Consider the following 17,601-nt stretch of genomic DNA (forward strand, 5'->3'; position numbering starts at 1 on the left):
GCAGATGATGTCGCTTTTTAGAAAATATTTATGGATCCATTTTTTGTAAAAGGTGCTCAGCTGTTCTTGAGCCTTTCAATACTAATTGTACTTCACGAGTTTGGGCATTTTATTCCGGCCCGGTTGTTTAAAATACGGGTAGAGAAATTCTTCCTCTTTTTTGATGTCAAATTTGCCCTGTTTAAGAAAAAGATAGGCGAGACCGTTTACGGTATTGGCTGGCTTCCGCTGGGAGGTTACGTCAAAATTTCCGGAATGATTGACGAAAGTATGGACAAGGAAGCGATGGCGCAGGAGCCTAAGCCATGGGAATTTCGTTCCAAGCCGGCCTGGCAGCGTCTTATTGTGATGATTGGCGGGGTGACGGTCAATATTATTTTGGGCTTTTTTATCTACATCATGATCATTGCCAATTATGGGGAAGAATACACCACGGCAGACGATCTGAAGTACGGTTTTGGTTTTTCGCCTATAATGGAAACCTACGGTTTTGAGCAGGGCGATAAAATTCTAGAAGTAAATGGAGAGGCGCTTTTAGACCAGATGGATTTTCCACATATGGTGATGATGCGCGATGTGTCTCAGGTAAAGGTGGAACATGCCGATGGCAGCACCGAAGTGCTTAGCCTTCCCGAAGATATTGGGATGAAACTCTTTAAATCGGGTGAAATGCCGGGCGTTAATGCTCCGCGTACGCCGGTAAAGCTTGATTCGGTATTTAGCGGTGCTGAAAAAGCGGGAATTCTGGGAACCGATGAATTAATAAGCATCAACGATGTGCCCATTGAGTTTAAAACCGATGCTACTTATGCCTTGCAGAAAAACCGGGACAGCATTGCGACGGTGACTGTGATGCGTGACGGCGTGGCGCGTCAATTTGAGGTGGCTATAGGTGATGATAAGATGGTAGGTGTAGGTTTTGATTTTGAAGATAAAGATTATGTGATGCCCAGGCGCAACAAGCGCGAGTATGGTATTGCCGAAAGTATAGGCCGCGGTATCAACTACGGTGTAGATCAGCTGGTAGATTATGCGGTGCAGTTTAAATACGTGTTTACCTCTAAAGGTGCCTCGCAGGTAGGTGGTTTTGGCGCGATTGCCGGCCTGTTTCCTGATCAGTGGGACTGGTTGTCGTTTTGGCAAACAACGGCCTTTATATCGATTATTTTGGCTTTTATGAACATACTGCCCATACCGGCGCTTGATGGTGGTCACGTGATGTTCCTGTTGTATGAGATGATCACCGGCAGAAAGCCCAGCGATAAGTTTTTAGAATACGCGCAGATGATAGGCTTCTTCCTGCTCATCGCTCTGGTTTTATACGCAAACGGAAATGATATTTACCGCTACTTTTTTGAGTAGCACCGCAGTAAAAAAACAAGCCTAATAATTTTTTAAATTTTGTTTTGCAGGTTTGAATAGTTGTGTATATTTGCATCCGCTTTCAGCAAATAAGCGGTACGTTCTTTAAAACTTTACAAACGGCAGTATTGCGATACGCCCAAAGTTTTAAACATAGAAAATTTAAATTCCTCCTTACCTGCCTGCCGATAGGCAGGGCTCAGTTCTGAGCTTTAGCATTTAAAGTGCTTCCGGTAAGTGGAATGATCCTGAAAAAAGGATCGTATAATTTTAAATTCCTCCTTAGCTCAGTTGGTTAGAGCATTTGACTGTTAATCAAAGGGTCCTTGGTTCGAGCCCAAGAGGGGGAGCATTACAACCCAATCTATTCATTTAGGTTGGGTTTTTTGTTTTTACTAAAATTTCACTGAGAAAGTTTATCCCGAGCTAAGTCGAGGGAAGCCCAAGCCTGTGCTGATCGAAGTCGAAGCAAGGGGGAGCAAAATTAAGCCTTAACTACTTGTAGTTGAGGCTTTTTTGTTTTATGTCACGGGTGTAATTCATCTATCTTACTCTATATACACTTATAATATTCTTATAAATCTGAAATGGATTAAAACCTTTGTCAGTATTTGATTTTGCCATCTAGAGGCTGAGAACGTGATAAATAAAATTACTCTAAGATAGACCTAAATGATATTTGTTTATTTTTGTTAAAAAGGAATCGCAATATTCTTCTTCCCTACATCGAGAACATCGCTTTCATTATTTACGATTTTTTAAATCAGATTAAGTATCGCTTGATACTACCATAATTTATTTTACTCGAGTCTAACGGTAAAAGCTCGAAATTAAATTATCCCAAATAAACTACATTATGAGTAAAAGTATTGAGACTTTCAATACGGACTGGGCTTATACAAATTCTTTTATGGATACCATTCATATATCTCAGGCAAAAAGTGGGCTAAATGGATATTATTGTTTAGGATGTAAAAAAGAATTACAAGCAGTTAAGGGTCAGATCAGAGAGCATTACTTTCGACATCACGCTAAAGATGTAAGGCGAGACGATACCGAGTGTGTGATAGCAAATAAGGAATATCGTGAACGTGTAGCAAGAGATATTCTGCAGCGATTAAAAAGCATTAAAGTGCCTCCTGTATATAAATACCCTCCAAGAGGAGTAGATGGTCTACCCAACAAATTAGTACCTTCAAGATGGATTCAGGCAGCAAAGGTTAAATCTGAACTTACTTTTTATGAAGACGAAAATTGTGTGATACAATATGGGAGTAATCCAGATATTGATGAACGCTTTATGTCGATACGACCAGACATAACCTTCTTTGATACAAGTGAGAAACCCATACTTTTTATAGAATTTGTTGTCACACATAAAATTGATGTCGAGAAAAAAAGCAAATTACAGCGTTTAGGAATTAGTACCGTTCAAGTTATTCTACCCAGGAAATCTGAAGGGGAAATAGAACAGGTATTTAAAACAAGTAGAAGCATAAAATGGGTTTATAATGAAATCGAAGCCAACACCGAATATATATACGTTTCCGGCGCATCTGATAGAGGAGTATGGGAAATTGATGACGACCAAAGAAAGCTTTTTGAAGAATCTTACCGATGCCGAAAAATCCAAATTGGTAATCTTATACGAACAGTTAGAAACACTTTGGAATCAGAATCGTACAAGCGAGCTGAACAACTCTTTGAACGAGAGCTATCACGAGTTAAGAGAGCTACAGAAGCAGAGAGAGCGGGACTGGACAGCATGGAAGAACGACTTGAGGGAGAAGTTTATAGAGAATTTGAAGGTGCATACAAAGAATTACAAGAACGAGGAGACAAACTTAGAGCAGAAGAAAGGGAATTTTCAGCAGAACAAGCGGATTTGGAAAGAAGATATTTTAATAAAGATGGAGAACTTGGAGAAAAATCAAACCAAGTTGAAGAATTTACAGAAAGAGAGTCTAAAGTTATCAGAGAAAATAAACAAATTAAAGAAGAAAGAGAAGGAGCTATTAAGCTTTTACAACACAAAGAGGGAGGGCTTCAAGAGTTCTTTGGACAACTTGAGAAAGAAGAACGAAGTAGCTTTAATTTCAGAAAATTTGAAGCTGAAGAAAGACTTAGAGAGCAATATAGAGAAAAAGAAAGTAGAATTACAAAACGTATTGGAGAGGAAGAGGAGGCAATCAGAAGATTACAAGAAGAGACAAATTCCTTACGAAGAGAATTTGCAAAACTTGAAGAACAAGAACGAGCGAGATCTACTGCAGAGACAGCAAGAATTATTGAAGAAGAAGCAGGGCTTAAAAGAGCAATACGTGAAGAAGTTAATAGGGAAGTCAGAGACACCTCCGAAAAGCTACCCAGAGAACTTAAAAATGTATTGGGAGCAAAAAGCGTGGGACGCGATTACAAAGAAGCTGAACGCGAAGAATCACAATATATCGCAGCTCAAAAATTCCTTAAACAGGGAACTTGGCAAAAACGGTAAAACCTTAGAGTGGTTTTTGGAGGAATTTAAAGAAGAGATTGAAAAGCAAAAAATCAACTAACCAAAAATACAATTATGTCTAGGAAGAAATTTAAAATAGGTAGCATAGTAACTTTAAAATCCCACCCATTAGCTTTTCAGCCAAATGGAGAAATGGATGTTTATATCAATCAAATTCCTCCATTTATGTGCGTAAAAGAGATTCACATTGAAAGAAATAAAAAGAAGTTCAGCGATGAATCTCATAATAAACAAATAGCAGATAATTTAAAATATCTATGTGTATATTTTAACCAGCAGAGAATGATTTTCGAGGAAAAATTTGTTTATCACGAAATGTTGTTGTCAGTTGACGATATGACGTTTAACAGAGCAAATGAAAAAAGTGATGATTATATGACCTTGATAGAAGAAACCAATGGATATGATATAGCCGAATATGATTTCGGTAAACGTGTATTTTTTAAGACGTTTAAGCTTGAACGACGAAAAAAATTTAAAAAGTATATTCAAAAACATTCAAATGACTCATCCTCGAGTGAAGCAAGCGAGGCTCAGTATAAAAGCAAAAGTAATTTAACACACACATCCCCTGCATTTATTTTAGATGGAGTAAAGCCTAATGATAGTAAAAGCGTCTATGATACTAAAACGGGTAGATTGAAAAAAAAGACTGCTAAAACACTCTATAAGGTTTTATGGTACAATGCTTATCAAGAGAAATTCTCACAGGAATATTTTCCCAAAGATTTCTTTGTTGATGATGAGAATATTTACTTGTAGATTAAGTAATTTTAAAATCACAGGAAGCTCTTTACATGTAAAAGTGACATCTATTGTACCACGGTGAAGTAACATTCCAATCAATCAGACCTCTTTCATTAGAGGGATAAGTCATACGTAGATTGATTATATCGTAGATTTGAAAACTGACCCTTCCAATTGGAATGCCCAGTTTTCAGGACTGCTTGCTAGAATAAGTTGCAATATTAGACGAATTAAAGTCAGAAACCTAACAGTTTGTTTGATGATTTTCCTCATATTTATTGTATTTGAATAGTTTATTTGTTCAGACCTTTCTAGAGCCGTAAAAATAAAAAGTGAACCGAGAATTTGGTTAATGGTACAACTAACCATTTAGTGTTAAGCACTTTTAATTAACTAGCTTTAAGAGCTTCCTGTTTTTATAATGAATAAAACTTCTCTGAAAACTAAAGATTGGTTTAAAGATCGCGGTTATCTGCACCTTTCTAATCAAATTAAAGTCAAGGATAGACTGAAGGTAGAACTTTACGTGTCTAATCCTAAACTCATTCAAAGACACAGATTTTCTCCATTTATATTAAAGCAAACTACTACTCGAAGATTTAAATATTCAGATGAATTAGAACGTCGCTCCCATAAAGCTGTAGATGATAAAGGAAATATTATTTCAAATGCAAAAGTGAGACCTATTATGTATGCAACGCATATCGATGCTCATATATACTCTTATTACTCCCACAAAAAGATTCAACCGGCTTATGAAGCCTATCTAAAAAAGAATGAAGTCTTAGATCAAAGCGTGACAGCTTATAGGCAAATTCCTAGTGATGATGGCATTCGTTATAAGTATAACGTTGATTTTGCAAAAGATGTTTTTGACGAGATTAAAAGTCGAGATAACTGCGCTGTATTAGCCTTCGATATTAAGAACTTCTTTCCAACACTTAATCACAAACAGCTAAAGAAGATATGGGGTTTTATAGTAGGCACTAAAAGTCTTCCAAAAGATCATTATGCCATTTATAAATCTATAACCAATTACAGTTACTTCTATTATGATGATTTACGTAAAAGAAGAAAAGGACATTTAGATGAGAAAAAAATAGCCAAATTGAAAAATGAGGGCAAATTTCAATTTTTCGAGGATTACAATGACTTTAAAGACTCAGGTATTCAAGTATATAAAAACCAGGCAATTCAAGAAGGTCATATAGCGGGCATTCCTCAAGGATTACCGATAAGTGCTATGCTTGCAAACTTGTACATGCTACCATTCGATGAAAGTATAGTTGAAAATTTAGTCCAAAAAAGAAACTGCTATTACAGAAGATACTCAGATGATTTGGTAGTAGTATGCAATACTGAAGAAATAGATGAGGTAGAGGCTTTTGTTAATCAAGCAATTGCTAAAATTAAACTGACTATTTCACCCGCTAAGACAGAAAAGTTTTTATTTAAACGAGTTAATGATACGCTTAAGTGTCACAAGCTACATAAGGATAAGATAGTGCCAAATGCTTATTTGCAATACTTAGGTTTTGATTTCTACGGAGATAAAGTTTTGATCAAGTCTGCGAATGTCTCAAGATTTTATAGAGAGATGAAAGAAAGCATCAGAATGAAATCTAAAAGAGTAGAAGCAGTACAGAAAAAATACCTTAGACAAGACGCTATCATATATAAACGCAAACTTTATCGTTTGTATAGTTTTAAAGGTATTCAATCCAGAGATTTGCCTGCCAATAAGGTAGTTTACAAACAAGGTAAATTGGTAAATAAAAAATTTACCCGTCGTTATAGAGGTAACTTTATCAAATATGCTTACCGTGCCTCTGAGATTATGGAAGCACCAGAAATTAAAAGACAGTTAAGAAGGCATTTTATTATTCTAAAAAAATATTTGCAAAAATTTGATTTTGATAATGTTCATAAGGTCAAATGAAAGAGATTTTTTCTGAGTAATTTAAGTTTACCACATAAAGATCCCATACTTATGAAAGCCGGTGATGTGATTCAGTGTGCAAAAGATACCGAGCACTGGCACACGTATTCAAAGCATCACGATGTGACCTATCTCGCGATTTACGGCGAGCAACCCACCGTCTGGACTGAAGTCTTAACCCGCGAAGCTTATGACCGGGTTGCAGAGCAGCTTTCCAAAAACTAAAACCGGGAGGTAATTCTGAAAATTCTAAATGTAAAGCTTGCTTTACATTTATTTTTGAGTATTTTTGTCAAGTACACTTTACATTAATCAAAAATCAATCAGTATGAATACTCAAGTAATTTCCTCACGTAACAAATTGGCCAAATGGTCAATCGCCTGGGTTTTAACCACGGCCTTAGTCACTTTTGGTTCCCAGTTTTTATGGGAAACCTGGTGGATCAGCATTCTTGCAATCCTGTTAAGCCTGGCTGTAGGTATCGGGATGGTCCTGGCCAACCGCGATTTTGTCAATGCCGGTGACGAGCTGCAGCGCAAAATACAGCTGGAGTCTATGGGCTTAACCCTGGGGCTTTCGGTGGTATGCGGTATCGCTTACTCCCAGCTAGACACCACAAACCTGATCAAGCAGGATGCCGAGATCGCCTCTCTTATTTTGTTTATGGGGATTACCTACATTTTGTGTGTATTCTTCAATTCCCGTAAGTATTCCTAAGCACTAATTCAAAAAGGGTTCCGTATTAAATGGTAAGTCTGAGCCTGTCGAAGACTCGTTCCCCGGGAACAGCTCAAAAATTCAGTAAATGACCGGAGTAAAAATTCAAATCAGTTGGAACCGGGCTATAACTTAAAATTTCGCACTTGAAGAATACGATTAAAGACTACCGTTCCCGCTTCACAATGACGCAGGAAGATTTGGCTCAAACCATAAACGTCTCACGCCAGACTATTAATGCGATTGAAAAGGGTAAATTTGATCCCAGTCTGCCCACGGCATTTCGCCTGGCGGCTGTTTTTAAATGCAGCATCGAGGAGTTATTTCACTACGAGGCTGAGTAAGACCAAGCACCATGCAAAAAAACATACTAAGCCTGCTTCCTAAAATCCTTTCGGCTTTACTGGTGGTGGGTTTGGTGTTGTCGTATTTTTTTATTCCGGAGGCCAAAGAATTTTTTAATGAAGCCTGGACTGTTTTGACGAGTGGAGACGAGAAGCGCATTGAAGAATGGGTTTCCGGCTTTGGCTGGGCCGGCCCTTTGATATTGATTGCCGCAATGATCGCGCAGATGTTTTTGATCGTGATTCCTTCGGTGGCGCTTATGGTGGTTTGTATTTTGGCTTATGGCCCCGTTTGGGGAAGTTTGCTGGTGCTGGTCAGTATTTTTTCGGCCTCCAGCATCGGTTATTTATTAGGAAAGGTCTTCGGCGCAGGCCTCATCAGCAATCTGGTGGGTTCTAAAACCGAAAAAAAACTGGAGGATTTTATTGACGATTTTGGCTTTTGGGCCATAGCGATCACGCGTCTCAATCCCTTTTTATCTAATGACGCCATCAGTTTTGTAGGCGGAATTTTAAAAATGAATTACTTCAAATTTATAGGTGCTACGCTGGCGGGCATTGCACCGCTTACCCTTTTTATCGCTATTATGGGCGAAAGCACAGACGGCCTTAAAAACGGGATGCTCTGGGGTTCTCTGGTAAGTCTGGTAATCTTTGGGTTTTACGTGTGGTGGAGTAAACGGAAGCGTAACAACTAGCCTACCACAGTTTTAAAAACACAAACACAGCGGCGATCATCAGGCTGTAAAAAACAAATTCACCAACTTCAAAGCCCGCAAACAAACCTCTGAATCTGTGGGTAGCCGGTGCATTCTCTGCCGGAATTTCTACATAGAAATTCTCAAATGGCCAAAACCCGTCAAGTTCCTGCTCATGGTGCCCAACTTCAGTAAGAGCAGGAGACTCTTGGGAGGTATCGGTCAGTAAAAAAAATTCAAAACAGTTGTGATTTTTTTGAAAATCAAATCGGGGAGAAATTCCGCAGCAGTTCACCATAAAGGCGACGCTGTTCAGGCCTATCAAAATCAGGGCCAGGCGGATGCATAATGTGTTTCTCATACCGAAAGCGTTTTGACAAATGTAGGGGTATAGCTTCAGCAGGGTAAGGGGGATTTCCCCCAAAAACCAATTTTTGTCTTAAAACTACCTGCGGTTTAAATTGGTACGATAGCCTGCGAATGCGTTACTTTGTATTTTTTAGAATAGCATGAGAAAGATTTTTGCCTATCCGCTAAGCGTGTTGTTTTATCTGGCTTTTGGTCTTACCATTTGCATTTTTCACCCTATACAATGGGTTTGCTATAATTGGTTTGGCTATCAGGCTCATAAAAAGAGTGTTGATTACCTCAACTTCAGCATTATGCGCTGCCTCAATTTGCTGGGGACGCGTTTTACGTTCACCAATGCGTACACGCTTAAGCGCGATCAGCCTATCATTATAGTGGCCAATCATCAGGGACAGTGGGATATCCCGCCGCTCATTTGGTATTTGCGCCGAATTCATCCCAAGTTTATCAGCAAGATTGAGTTGGGCAAGGGCATTCCCAGTATCTCGTACAACCTGCGAAAAGGCGGTTCGGCTCTTATAGACCGAAAAGACAAGCGCCAGTCTATTCTTGCGATACGCGATTTGACCCGTACGCTTAATGCGACCAACAGATCTGTGGTGATTTTCCCGGAAGGAACCCGCAGTAAAGATGGGGTGCCTAAAGAATTTGCAACGGGCGGACTCATCACACTCTTTAAAGCTATGCCCACAGCAATCGTATTGCCGGTAACCATTGAGAACTCGTATAAACTGATGCGCTGGGGTGGTTTTCCGCAGGATATTGGCGTTCACGTAAAACATACGGTGCACGAGCCTATCCCGGTTGCGGGGGCAGATCCTGAGGCCCTGGTAAAACAGCTGCAGGATGTGGTTTTGGGAGCATTTCCCAGCGTACGCAAGCACCAGCCCAAATCAATAATTCCAGCAAAGTAAACCATGAACGAGACCGTATCCCTGCATCCCGATGACTTAAAGCTTATAGAGCGTACCCGCGATTTTGTAAAAGAGACTTTGGCAAATGCCGAAGGCGGTCACGATTGGTTTCATATTTTGCGGGTGTATAAAAATGCACTCCACATTGCCAAGGGAGAGTCTGGCGCAGACGTGCTCACCCTGGCACTGGCTGCCCTGCTGCACGACATCGCCGATTCTAAATTTCACAACGGTGATGAGGAGAAGGGGCCAAAAATGGCCAGGGCTTTTCTTGCAAAAAATCACGTAGATGAAGTGCGACTTGAAGCGGTTGTAAAAATTATTGAAAACGTTTCTTACCGGGGCGGACATAAGAAAAGTGACTATACCAGCCTCGAATTGCAAATTGTGCAGGATGCAGACCGCCTGGATGCCATTGGTGCCATAGGTATCGCCCGTACGTTTAATTACGGCGGTTTTAAAAACCGGAAACTCTACGACCCCACTATAAAACCCGATCTCGAAATGACTGCCGAAGATTATAAAAAGTCTGAGGCCCCAACGATTAATCATTTCTACGAAAAATTGCTGCTTCTTAAAGACCAGATGCATACCGCGACTGCAAAAGAAATCGCTGCAGACCGTCATAGATATATGGAAGGTTTTTTAGAACAATTTTACGCCGAATGGGAAGGTGTTAAGTAAGTTTGTCCTAACTTAGACATCCTCATTTTTTCAAAGTCAGAAAATCTAATTTTCACTGCTTTTTTTGACAACTTTTTCCGGCCAAAATTTCAAAAAGTTTACAAAAGTTGACAACTTTTGTGTTTTTCAAGGCTTCTTAATTTTCATTTTTAAAATCGCATTAACGCCTGTGTATAAAGGCGTGAAGACTTCTGAACCAGCTTCATAATTTAAAATAATTATTTATACAACTAATTGATTTTTAGATTTTTAAATTAAAAAAGTTAAAGCTTCAGGACGGCTTTCCAAATCAACCATGTTGACAACTTTGTTGAAAAAGCAATGTGTTTTTTGGGGTCTGCTCTTCATTTTTTTTCCAAATTTGTTAGTCCCTAGTGATTAGAAAAGTTAACCAAAAAATTTACCGAAAATGAGTAATGCAGTAGAGCCGATTTTACAGGAAAACAGTAACCGATTTGTCATTTTTCCTATTCAACATCCAGACATCTGGGAATGGTATAAGAAATCGGAAGCCAGTTTCTGGACCGCTGAAGAAATCGACCTGCACCAGGATCTTACAGACTGGTCTTCAAAGCTCAATGACGATGAGCGTTATTTCATCAAGCATATTCTTGCTTTTTTTGCTGCATCAGACGGTATTGTAAATGAAAATCTTGCAGAAAATTTCGTAAATGAAGTGCAATATTCTGAAGCCAAGTTTTTCTATGGTTTCCAAATTATGATGGAAAACATCCACTCGGAAACGTACTCACTGCTTATTGACACCTACGTGAAAGACGAGAAAGAAAAAGATATGCTGTTTAATGCGATCGAAAACTTTCCGGCTATCAAGAAAAAAGCAGACTGGGCATTGAAGTGGATTGAAAGCCCTTCATTCGCTGAGCGTTTGATCGCTTTTGCAGCTGTTGAAGGTATCTTCTTCTCCGGTGCGTTTTGTTCGATTTTCTGGTTGAAAAAACGCGGACTTATGCCGGGTCTTACCTTTTCTAACGAATTGATTTCCCGTGACGAAGGCGTACATTGCGACTTTGCGGTACACCTGCACAACCACCACCTGATTAATAAAGTTTCTAAAGAGCGCATCAAAGAGATCATCATCGATGCACTCAATATCGAGCGTGAGTTTATTACCGAATCACTTCCTGCAAGTTTGATAGGTATGAATGCCAAGCTTATGACCCAATATCTGGAGTTTGTTACCGATCGCCTTCTGGTTGAGCTGGATTGCGAGAAGGAGTACAATGTGACTAATCCGTTTGATTTTATGGATATGATCTCGCTTCAGGGGAAAACCAATTTCTTTGAAAAGCGAGTGGGAGAATACCAGAAAGCGGGTGTGGCCAGCGGCAGCGGCGGAAAAGAAGGCTCAAAAATCAGTTTTGACGCCGACTTTTAAATCGAATAATTTCAATTTGGCGTAAGCCAATATCAAATACCTTTTATCCTGAACAGGGCAACAGTTGTGAAACTGTCGCCGGTAACCTTTATTTTCTAAAAACGAAAGCGAGATCGTTATAGAAATGCCTTAAAAACCAAAGACCTATGTATGTAGTAAAAAGAGACGGCCGCAAAGAACCCGTAATGTTTGACAAAATCACAGCACGCATCAGAAAGCTGTGCTATGGTTTAAACCCACTCGTAGATCCTGTGAAAATTTCGCTTCGCGTAATCGAAGGGCTTTATGACGGGGTAACTACCAGTGAACTCGATAATCTTGCAGCAGAGGTTTCGGCAACGATGACCACCTCGCATCCTGATTATGCAAAACTGGCGGCACGTGTTTCGGTCTCAAACCTGCATAAAAACACCAAAAAATCCTTCAGTGAAGTTGTAACAGACCTGTATGAGTACATCAACCCGCGTACCGGACAAAAGGCACCGCTTATCGCAGATGATGTGTATGAGGTGATTATGAAACATAAAGAAGAGCTTGATTCTTCAATTATCTACAGCAGGGATTTTGGTTATGATTACTTTGGTTTTAAAACTCTGGAGCGCTCGTATTTACTCAAGCTAGACGGTAAAATTGCCGAGCGTCCGCAACATATGTTGATGCGTGTGGCCGTAGGTATTCACCTCGATGATCTGGAGTCTGTAAAAGAGACCTATGAGTTGATGTCGAAAAAGTACTTTACGCACGCAACACCTACTTTATTCAATTCGGGTACGCCTAAACCTCAAATGTCTTCGTGTTTCTTACTCGCGATGCAGGACGACAGTATAGATGGTATTTACGATACGCTGAAGCAAACCGCGAAGATTTCACAAAGCGCCGGCGGTATAGGTCTTTCTATTCACAACGTGCGTGCAACCGGTTCTTACATTGGCGGTACTAATGGCACTTCTAACGGTATTGTGCCAATGTTGCGTGTGTACAACGACACTGCGCGTTATGTAGACCAGGGTGGCGGTAAGCGTAAAGGTTCGTTTGCAATGTACATCGAACCTTGGCATGCCGATATTTTTGACTTCCTCGACCTGAAGAAAAACCACGGGAAAGAAGAGATGCGTGCACGTGATTTATTCTACGCCATGTGGATTCCCGATTTGTTTATGGAGCGTGTACAAAACAACGAGGAGTGGACCCTGATGTGTCCTAATGAGTGCCCCAATCTGTTCAATGTACACAGCGAGGAATTTGAAAAGCTGTATTTACAGTACGAGTCTGAAGGTCGTGGCCGTAAAACCATCAAAGCCCGGGAGCTTTGGGAGAAAATTCTCGAATCACAAATCGAGACCGGTACGCCGTATATGCTGTATAAAGATGCAGCAAACCGTAAGTCTAATCAGCAGAACTTAGGAACCATTCGTTCTTCAAACCTGTGTACCGAGATTTTAGAATATACCAGCCCCGACGAAGTTGCGGTATGTAACCTGGCGTCTATCGCGCTGCCTATGTTTATCAAAGACGGGCAGTTTGATCACAAAGAATTATTTAAAATCACCAAGCGTGTTACCCGCAACCTAAACCGGGTGATCGACCGCAATTACTATCCGGTAAAAGAGGCCGAAAACAGCAATATGCGTCACAGACCTATTGGTCTTGGCGTGCAGGGGCTTGCTGATACGTTCATTAAATTAAGGCTCCCGTTTACTTCAGACGAGGCTAAAAAACTGAATCAGGAAATCTTTGAAACCCTTTATTTTGCTGCAGTTACAGCTTCCAAAGAAATGGCTATTGAAGAAGGTCCCTATTCAACCTTTAAAGGATCGCCTATTTCAAAAGGAGAGTTTCAGCACAACCTGTGGGGTATAAAAGACGAAGAATTAAGCGGTCGTTGGGACTGGGCAAAATTGCGTAAGGAAGTGATGGAGCACGGGGTGCGTAACTCCCTGTTGGTAGCGCCAATGCCCACAGCATCAACTTCTCAGATTTTAGGAAATAACGAGGCTTTTGAGCCCTATACTTCAAACATTTACACCAGACGCGTGCTTTCGGGTGAATTTATCGTGGTAAACAAACACCTGCTTGAAGATCTGGTTGCTCTTGATTTATGGGATGAAGAATTGAAGCAGGCTATTATGCGTGCCAATGGTTCTATTCAGCACATAGATGGTATTCCAGAAGATTTGAAAGAATTGTACAAGACCGTTTGGGAGCTGAGTATGAAAGACATCATAGATATGTCTCGCCATCGCGGGTATTTTATAGACCAGTCGCAGTCGCTTAACCTGTTTATGGAGAATGCAAATTTTGCAAAACTTACTTCAATGCATTTTTATGCGTGGAAGAGCGGCTTAAAAACAGGAATGTATTATCTGCGTACCAAATCTGCCGTTGATGCGATTAAGTTTACCCTAAGCAAGGAAACGAAAAGCGAACCGGTAGCAGAGCGTCAGGTTGCACAGCGGGCTGCCGAAACCTTAAAGGCTAAGACACCTGTGCACCGTCCAGATTCTGTTGAAGAGCGTGCAGAGCCTTATGAAGGGCAGGAGGTTAAAGTACAGGTTGCAGCAGCTGCAAAACAGGTAGATACCCAGCCGATGACTGCCGAAGAAATGCGGGCAATCATCGCACAGGCTAAAGCCGCAGAAGGCGATGACGACTGCCTGATGTGCGGATCATAGAACGATTTAAGTAAGTGAATCTTAAAAAGCTCTGACCATTTTTGGTTGGGGCTTTTTTATTGATTCGGTATTATTTTAAAGCTGAAAAGCAATTTTTTGTAGAAAACTATGGAAGAAGCGAAACGAGGTTGGTTGCGCATTTTACTTTTCGTATTGCCCTATATTTTTATAGCGGGTGGGGTGCAATTATTGGGGGCGTACCTTATGGGAATAGATTTTCAGTCTGAAGATAAAACGTATTTTGATCGGTTTTTTCTGAAGCTGTTTGAGCTTGTAGGTATGTTTCTCGTCTTATGGATATTTATGAACTATGTTGATAAACGTCCGTTTGTAGATTTGGGATTTTCGTGGAAAGGCAGAAGTCGGGAATTTTTAGCGGGAATCGTACTAGGGGCAGTTATAATGGGGTTTGCGTTTGCTTTCCTGCTGTTAACCCGCGAACTGATTTTTACGACGGTAGATTTTGACGCTAGCGGTGCTCTGGCTTCCATACTTCTATTTACGGCGGTAGCTGTAGGAGAAGAAGTGCTTTTACGGGGTTATGTGTTGCGCAATTTGATGCTGAGTTTCAATAAATATAGTGCACTCGCGCTTTCCTCTTTGTTATTTGCAGCATTGCACGGCTTAAATCCCAATTTAGACGTATTGGGGTTGCTTAACCTGTTTTTAGCGGGAATACTTCTGGGAACGTCTTATATATTCACCAAAAACCTCTGGTTTCCGATTGCCTTGCACTTAAGCTGGAATCTCTTTCAGTCTTATTTTGGCTTCAACGTAAGCGGCCAGGATTTCTATTCAATCTTCAAATTTGAATTGCCCGAAGCAAATATTTTAAACGGCGGTAATTTTGGCTTTGAGGGCTCTATACTGGCCGTTATTATCCAACTTTTGGTGATAGGCTTGCTCTTTAGCTATTATCAAAAACGACGGCAAAACAGTCTGATTTAAATACTTTAAAATAAAATGACCTACCCGGTTTTTACTTGCCTACCCTGTGCTTTTTATTCTCGATGTAATAATGCTCCAGCAGGTTCATAGTAGCTTTAACCAGATCTTCCGTCTCCTGAAGGATACTGAAATACAGCATGGTATTTTTAGGACTTGAGTCGCTGTTACGGGTGCGTTCTACCTGCTTTTCAATCTTCACCGAAATACTTTCGAGCAGGCTTTGCTTTTCTTCAAGAATCGAGACGATCTCCTCAAAATTCTTAGCCTTAAAGGTATCTTCAATCTTTGAGAAGACTTTGTTGAGTTTGGTTTCGATCTCTTTAAGGTCTTTGAGCTGTGTAAACTTTAAGCCTTTATGATTGTTGTTGAGGTGATCGTAACTTGCGGTAGTGACAAACTCGATAGACTGGGTCACGTCTTGCAGATAACCTAAAACATCAATGTAAAACCTACTGGCCTGTACATGGCTTTCATCCAGATTTTTGATGAAATAATACAGGTTATTACGCAATTCTTCGACCTCGTCGTTAAGCTTGGTAATCCCTTTTTTGCTCTTACGCAGTTTGCCCAGATCTACTTTGGCCAGACCTTCAATGGTACCTACATAAACCTTGTTTCCGCGTTTAAAGGCAGAAGCAACGTTGGTCGTACTCTCATTGATAATCCCCTGAATAGAACTGCTCACCGCACGTAGTAAACGGCCTTCTTCAGCTTCGGCTTCAGAACGCTTGCGGTGATTCATATAATTACGTACGAGAATCGCGATAGCAGCGGCAAATAAAAGGAAAAGGGCAACGCTTCCGCCTTTATACAATACGAAAGCCATGACACCCGCAGCGGTAAAGGCACTTATTGCGGTCATAAACCAGCCGCCAATTACGTTAAGCACACCCGCAACCCGGTAAACGGCGCTTTCACTTCCCCAGGCACGGTCGGCAAGTGAACTACCCATTGCCACCATGAAAGTAACATAGGTAGTACTCAAAGGTAATTTGAGTGAAGTAGCCATTGAGATCAGCACACTGGCAACCATAAGGTTTACCGCGGCACGCACGAGGTCAAAAGCCGGCATATCTATACGGGCCACTCGGGTCGCCGGTGTTATTTTGGCAAAGCGGACTTCGATATAATCTTTAGAACGTTGTGGTAAAATGGTCATAAAGGCAGCGTTGAGCTTCATGGCTCCGCGTACCAGTGAGCGCGATATGGCATTGGCTTTAAATCGCTCGTGTCCTTCGTCCTGGCGGGCAAGATCAACTGAGGTTTTAACAACCCGACGTGCCTTCTTGGAAAACCAAAGGGTTAAAATCATAACCAGACCGGCAACGAGTAACAGCAACGGCTGTGTGGGTACTTTTTCAGCCAAAGATTCCATTGTAAACGAACTGGCAGGTTCGCCACTGGCAAGCCAGATGTCATAAGAGTTGTAAGCGGCCATAGGCACGCCGATAAAGTTCACCAGGTCATTACCCGCAAAGGCCATCGCCAGGGCAAAAGTTCCCAGAACGATAATCATCACGTAGACGTTGAGTTTAAAAGCCTTGATAAGTATATAAGACACTATAAACCAAACAATAAAACTAATGCCGAGAAATGGCCATAAGTTGTTGTTAGCCCAGTCAATAAAAGCACCCTGAACAAAATCTGCACTCTTTAAACCTTTAATAATGATGAAATAGCCAATGGCTGCCGTAGAAATACCGCTAAAAACCGCAGCATACCAGGTAGGGCGTTTAGAAAAGTTGAAGGTGAGCAACAGGCGCGTTAAAAACTGCACCAGTGCTCCAATTGTAAAGGCTATGACGACCGAGAGCAGAATACCCGTTATAATTTCGATCGCTTTGTCTGAATTGATGTATTCTCCCAGGTGTAAAAGTGTATCGGAGTTCCCTGAAAGTTTAATGAAGGTCATACAAAAAGCAGCACCGAGTAATTCAAAAACTATAGAAACCGTGGTAGAAGTAGGCAGACCCAGCGTATTGAAAAAGTCAAGGAGTAAAATATCGGTGAGCATGACGGCCATGAAAATGACCATGATCTCGTCAAAATAGAATTTTTCAGGAACAAAAATACCTTTACGGGCCACTTCCATCATTCCGCTTGAGGAGAGGGCGCCAAAGGCTATACCCACGCTGGCAACGATCATAATGGTTTTAAAGCTTACAGCCTTTGAACCAATAGCCGAATTGAGGAAATTAACAGCGTCGTTACTTACTCCTACTACCAGATCTGCAATGGCGAGAATGGCCAGAGCGATTAGCATTATCAGGTATATATTATCCATAAAATAGGGAA

Annotated in this window: 15 protein-coding genes and 1 tRNA gene; 14 read left to right on the forward strand and 2 right to left on the reverse strand. The window is 40.8% G+C overall.

Going from position 1 to position 17,601, the window contains the following annotated elements:
* Positions 1-30: 30 nt before the first annotated feature.
* From rseP to ACSSS3_RS08390, 9 genes are all read left to right on the forward strand, one after another.
* A complete protein-coding gene (gene rseP / locus ACSSS3_RS08350) occupies positions 31-1,362 on the forward strand; it encodes an RIP metalloprotease RseP (RefSeq protein WP_442847185.1) in 1,332 nt (443 codons plus the stop codon).
* Between the two features lie 276 nt (positions 1,363-1,638).
* Positions 1,639-1,712 (forward strand) — tRNA-Asn (locus tag ACSSS3_RS08355).
* Positions 1,713-2,218: 506 nt separating this feature from the next.
* Positions 2,219-3,856 (forward strand): hypothetical protein, encoded by a 1,638-nt coding sequence (locus tag ACSSS3_RS08360; RefSeq protein ID WP_442847186.1) that lies wholly within the window; start codon positions 2,219-2,221, stop codon positions 3,854-3,856.
* A gap of 75 nt (positions 3,857-3,931) precedes the next feature.
* Positions 3,932-4,639 carry a hypothetical protein gene (locus tag ACSSS3_RS08365; RefSeq protein ID WP_442847187.1) on the forward strand — a complete coding sequence of 236 codons (708 nt, stop codon included), beginning with the start codon at positions 3,932-3,934 and terminating at the stop codon, positions 4,637-4,639.
* Positions 4,640-5,045: 406 nt separating this feature from the next.
* Positions 5,046-6,563, forward strand: a complete 1,518-nt coding sequence (locus ACSSS3_RS08370) for a reverse transcriptase domain-containing protein (RefSeq protein WP_442847188.1) — start codon at positions 5,046-5,048, stop codon at positions 6,561-6,563.
* A 51-nt stretch (positions 6,564-6,614) separates the two neighbouring features.
* Positions 6,615-6,788, forward strand: coding sequence for a hypothetical protein (locus tag ACSSS3_RS08375; RefSeq protein ID WP_442847189.1), 174 nt, complete (start codon positions 6,615-6,617; stop codon positions 6,786-6,788).
* 103 nt (positions 6,789-6,891) lie between these two features.
* Positions 6,892-7,281: a hypothetical protein gene (locus ACSSS3_RS08380; RefSeq protein WP_442847190.1), complete on the forward strand. Its 390-nt coding sequence runs from the start codon at positions 6,892-6,894 to the stop codon at positions 7,279-7,281.
* Between the two features lie 146 nt (positions 7,282-7,427).
* On the forward strand, positions 7,428-7,625 hold the full coding sequence (locus ACSSS3_RS08385) for a helix-turn-helix transcriptional regulator (RefSeq protein ID WP_442847191.1): 198 nt from the start codon (positions 7,428-7,430) through the stop codon (positions 7,623-7,625).
* A gap of 11 nt (positions 7,626-7,636) precedes the next feature.
* Positions 7,637-8,323, forward strand: a complete 687-nt coding sequence (locus ACSSS3_RS08390; RefSeq protein WP_442847192.1) for a TVP38/TMEM64 family protein — start codon at positions 7,637-7,639, stop codon at positions 8,321-8,323.
* Between the two features lies 1 nt (position 8,324).
* Here the strand turns inward: ACSSS3_RS08390 and ACSSS3_RS08395 are convergent, their stop codons facing one another.
* Positions 8,325-8,684: a hypothetical protein gene (locus ACSSS3_RS08395; RefSeq protein ID WP_442847193.1), complete on the reverse strand. Its 360-nt coding sequence runs from the start codon at positions 8,682-8,684 to the stop codon at positions 8,325-8,327.
* Positions 8,685-8,832: 148 nt separating this feature from the next.
* Here ACSSS3_RS08395 and ACSSS3_RS08400 point away from each other — a divergent pair, with 148 nt between their 5' ends.
* The 5 genes from ACSSS3_RS08400 to ACSSS3_RS08420 all read left to right on the forward strand — a co-directional run bounded on the left by ACSSS3_RS08400 (position 8,833) and on the right by ACSSS3_RS08420 (position 15,306).
* Positions 8,833-9,606: a lysophospholipid acyltransferase family protein gene (locus ACSSS3_RS08400; RefSeq protein ID WP_442847194.1), complete on the forward strand. Its 774-nt coding sequence runs from the start codon at positions 8,833-8,835 to the stop codon at positions 9,604-9,606.
* Positions 9,607-9,609: 3 nt separating this feature from the next.
* On the forward strand, positions 9,610-10,290 hold the full coding sequence (locus tag ACSSS3_RS08405) for an HD domain-containing protein (RefSeq protein WP_442847195.1): 681 nt from the start codon (positions 9,610-9,612) through the stop codon (positions 10,288-10,290).
* A gap of 409 nt (positions 10,291-10,699) precedes the next feature.
* Positions 10,700-11,686, forward strand: coding sequence for a ribonucleotide-diphosphate reductase subunit beta (locus ACSSS3_RS08410; protein ID WP_228228520.1), 987 nt, complete (start codon positions 10,700-10,702; stop codon positions 11,684-11,686).
* A 146-nt stretch (positions 11,687-11,832) separates the two neighbouring features.
* Positions 11,833-14,358, forward strand: coding sequence for a ribonucleoside-diphosphate reductase subunit alpha (locus ACSSS3_RS08415; RefSeq protein WP_442847196.1), 2,526 nt, complete (start codon positions 11,833-11,835; stop codon positions 14,356-14,358).
* 108 nt (positions 14,359-14,466) lie between these two features.
* Positions 14,467-15,306 (forward strand): CPBP family intramembrane glutamic endopeptidase, encoded by an 840-nt coding sequence (locus ACSSS3_RS08420; RefSeq protein ID WP_442847197.1) that lies wholly within the window; start codon positions 14,467-14,469, stop codon positions 15,304-15,306.
* Positions 15,307-15,337: 31 nt separating this feature from the next.
* Here the strand turns inward: ACSSS3_RS08420 and ACSSS3_RS08425 are convergent, their stop codons facing one another.
* A complete protein-coding gene (locus ACSSS3_RS08425) occupies positions 15,338-17,590 on the reverse strand; it encodes an inorganic phosphate transporter (RefSeq protein ID WP_228228523.1) in 2,253 nt (750 codons plus the stop codon).
* Between the last annotated feature and the right edge of the window lie 11 nt (positions 17,591-17,601).

Origin of the sequence: Leeuwenhoekiella sp. H156 (assembly GCF_052218455.1) — a bacterium.
GTDB lineage: Bacteria > Bacteroidota > Bacteroidia > Flavobacteriales > Flavobacteriaceae > Leeuwenhoekiella > Leeuwenhoekiella parthenopeia.

Bases quoted from the DNA above. Each gene is read 5' to 3' on its own strand.
- ACSSS3_RS08380 (WP_442847190.1), top strand. From the start codon at position 6,892: ATGAATACTCAAGTAATTTCCTCACGTAACAAATTGGCCAAATGGTCA.
- ACSSS3_RS08405 (WP_442847195.1), top strand. From the start codon at position 9,610: ATGAACGAGACCGTATCCCTGCATCCCGATGACTTAAAGCTTATAGAG.
- ACSSS3_RS08425 (WP_228228523.1), bottom strand. From the start codon at position 17,590: ATGGATAATATATACCTGATAATGCTAATCGCTCTGGCCATTCTCGCC.
- ACSSS3_RS08400 (WP_442847194.1), top strand. From the start codon at position 8,833: ATGAGAAAGATTTTTGCCTATCCGCTAAGCGTGTTGTTTTATCTGGCT.
- ACSSS3_RS08420 (WP_442847197.1), top strand. From the start codon at position 14,467: ATGGAAGAAGCGAAACGAGGTTGGTTGCGCATTTTACTTTTCGTATTG.
- ACSSS3_RS08365 (WP_442847187.1), top strand. From the start codon at position 3,932: ATGTCTAGGAAGAAATTTAAAATAGGTAGCATAGTAACTTTAAAATCC.
- ACSSS3_RS08415 (WP_442847196.1), top strand. From the start codon at position 11,833: ATGTATGTAGTAAAAAGAGACGGCCGCAAAGAACCCGTAATGTTTGAC.
- ACSSS3_RS08360 (WP_442847186.1), top strand. From the start codon at position 2,219: ATGAGTAAAAGTATTGAGACTTTCAATACGGACTGGGCTTATACAAAT.
- ACSSS3_RS08410 (WP_228228520.1), top strand. From the start codon at position 10,700: ATGAGTAATGCAGTAGAGCCGATTTTACAGGAAAACAGTAACCGATTT.
- ACSSS3_RS08395 (WP_442847193.1), bottom strand. From the start codon at position 8,684: ATGAGAAACACATTATGCATCCGCCTGGCCCTGATTTTGATAGGCCTG.
- ACSSS3_RS08370 (WP_442847188.1), top strand. From the start codon at position 5,046: ATGAATAAAACTTCTCTGAAAACTAAAGATTGGTTTAAAGATCGCGGT.
- ACSSS3_RS08375 (WP_442847189.1), top strand. From the start codon at position 6,615: ATGAAAGCCGGTGATGTGATTCAGTGTGCAAAAGATACCGAGCACTGG.
- ACSSS3_RS08390 (WP_442847192.1), top strand. From the start codon at position 7,637: ATGCAAAAAAACATACTAAGCCTGCTTCCTAAAATCCTTTCGGCTTTA.
- rseP (WP_442847185.1), top strand. From the start codon at position 31: ATGGATCCATTTTTTGTAAAAGGTGCTCAGCTGTTCTTGAGCCTTTCA.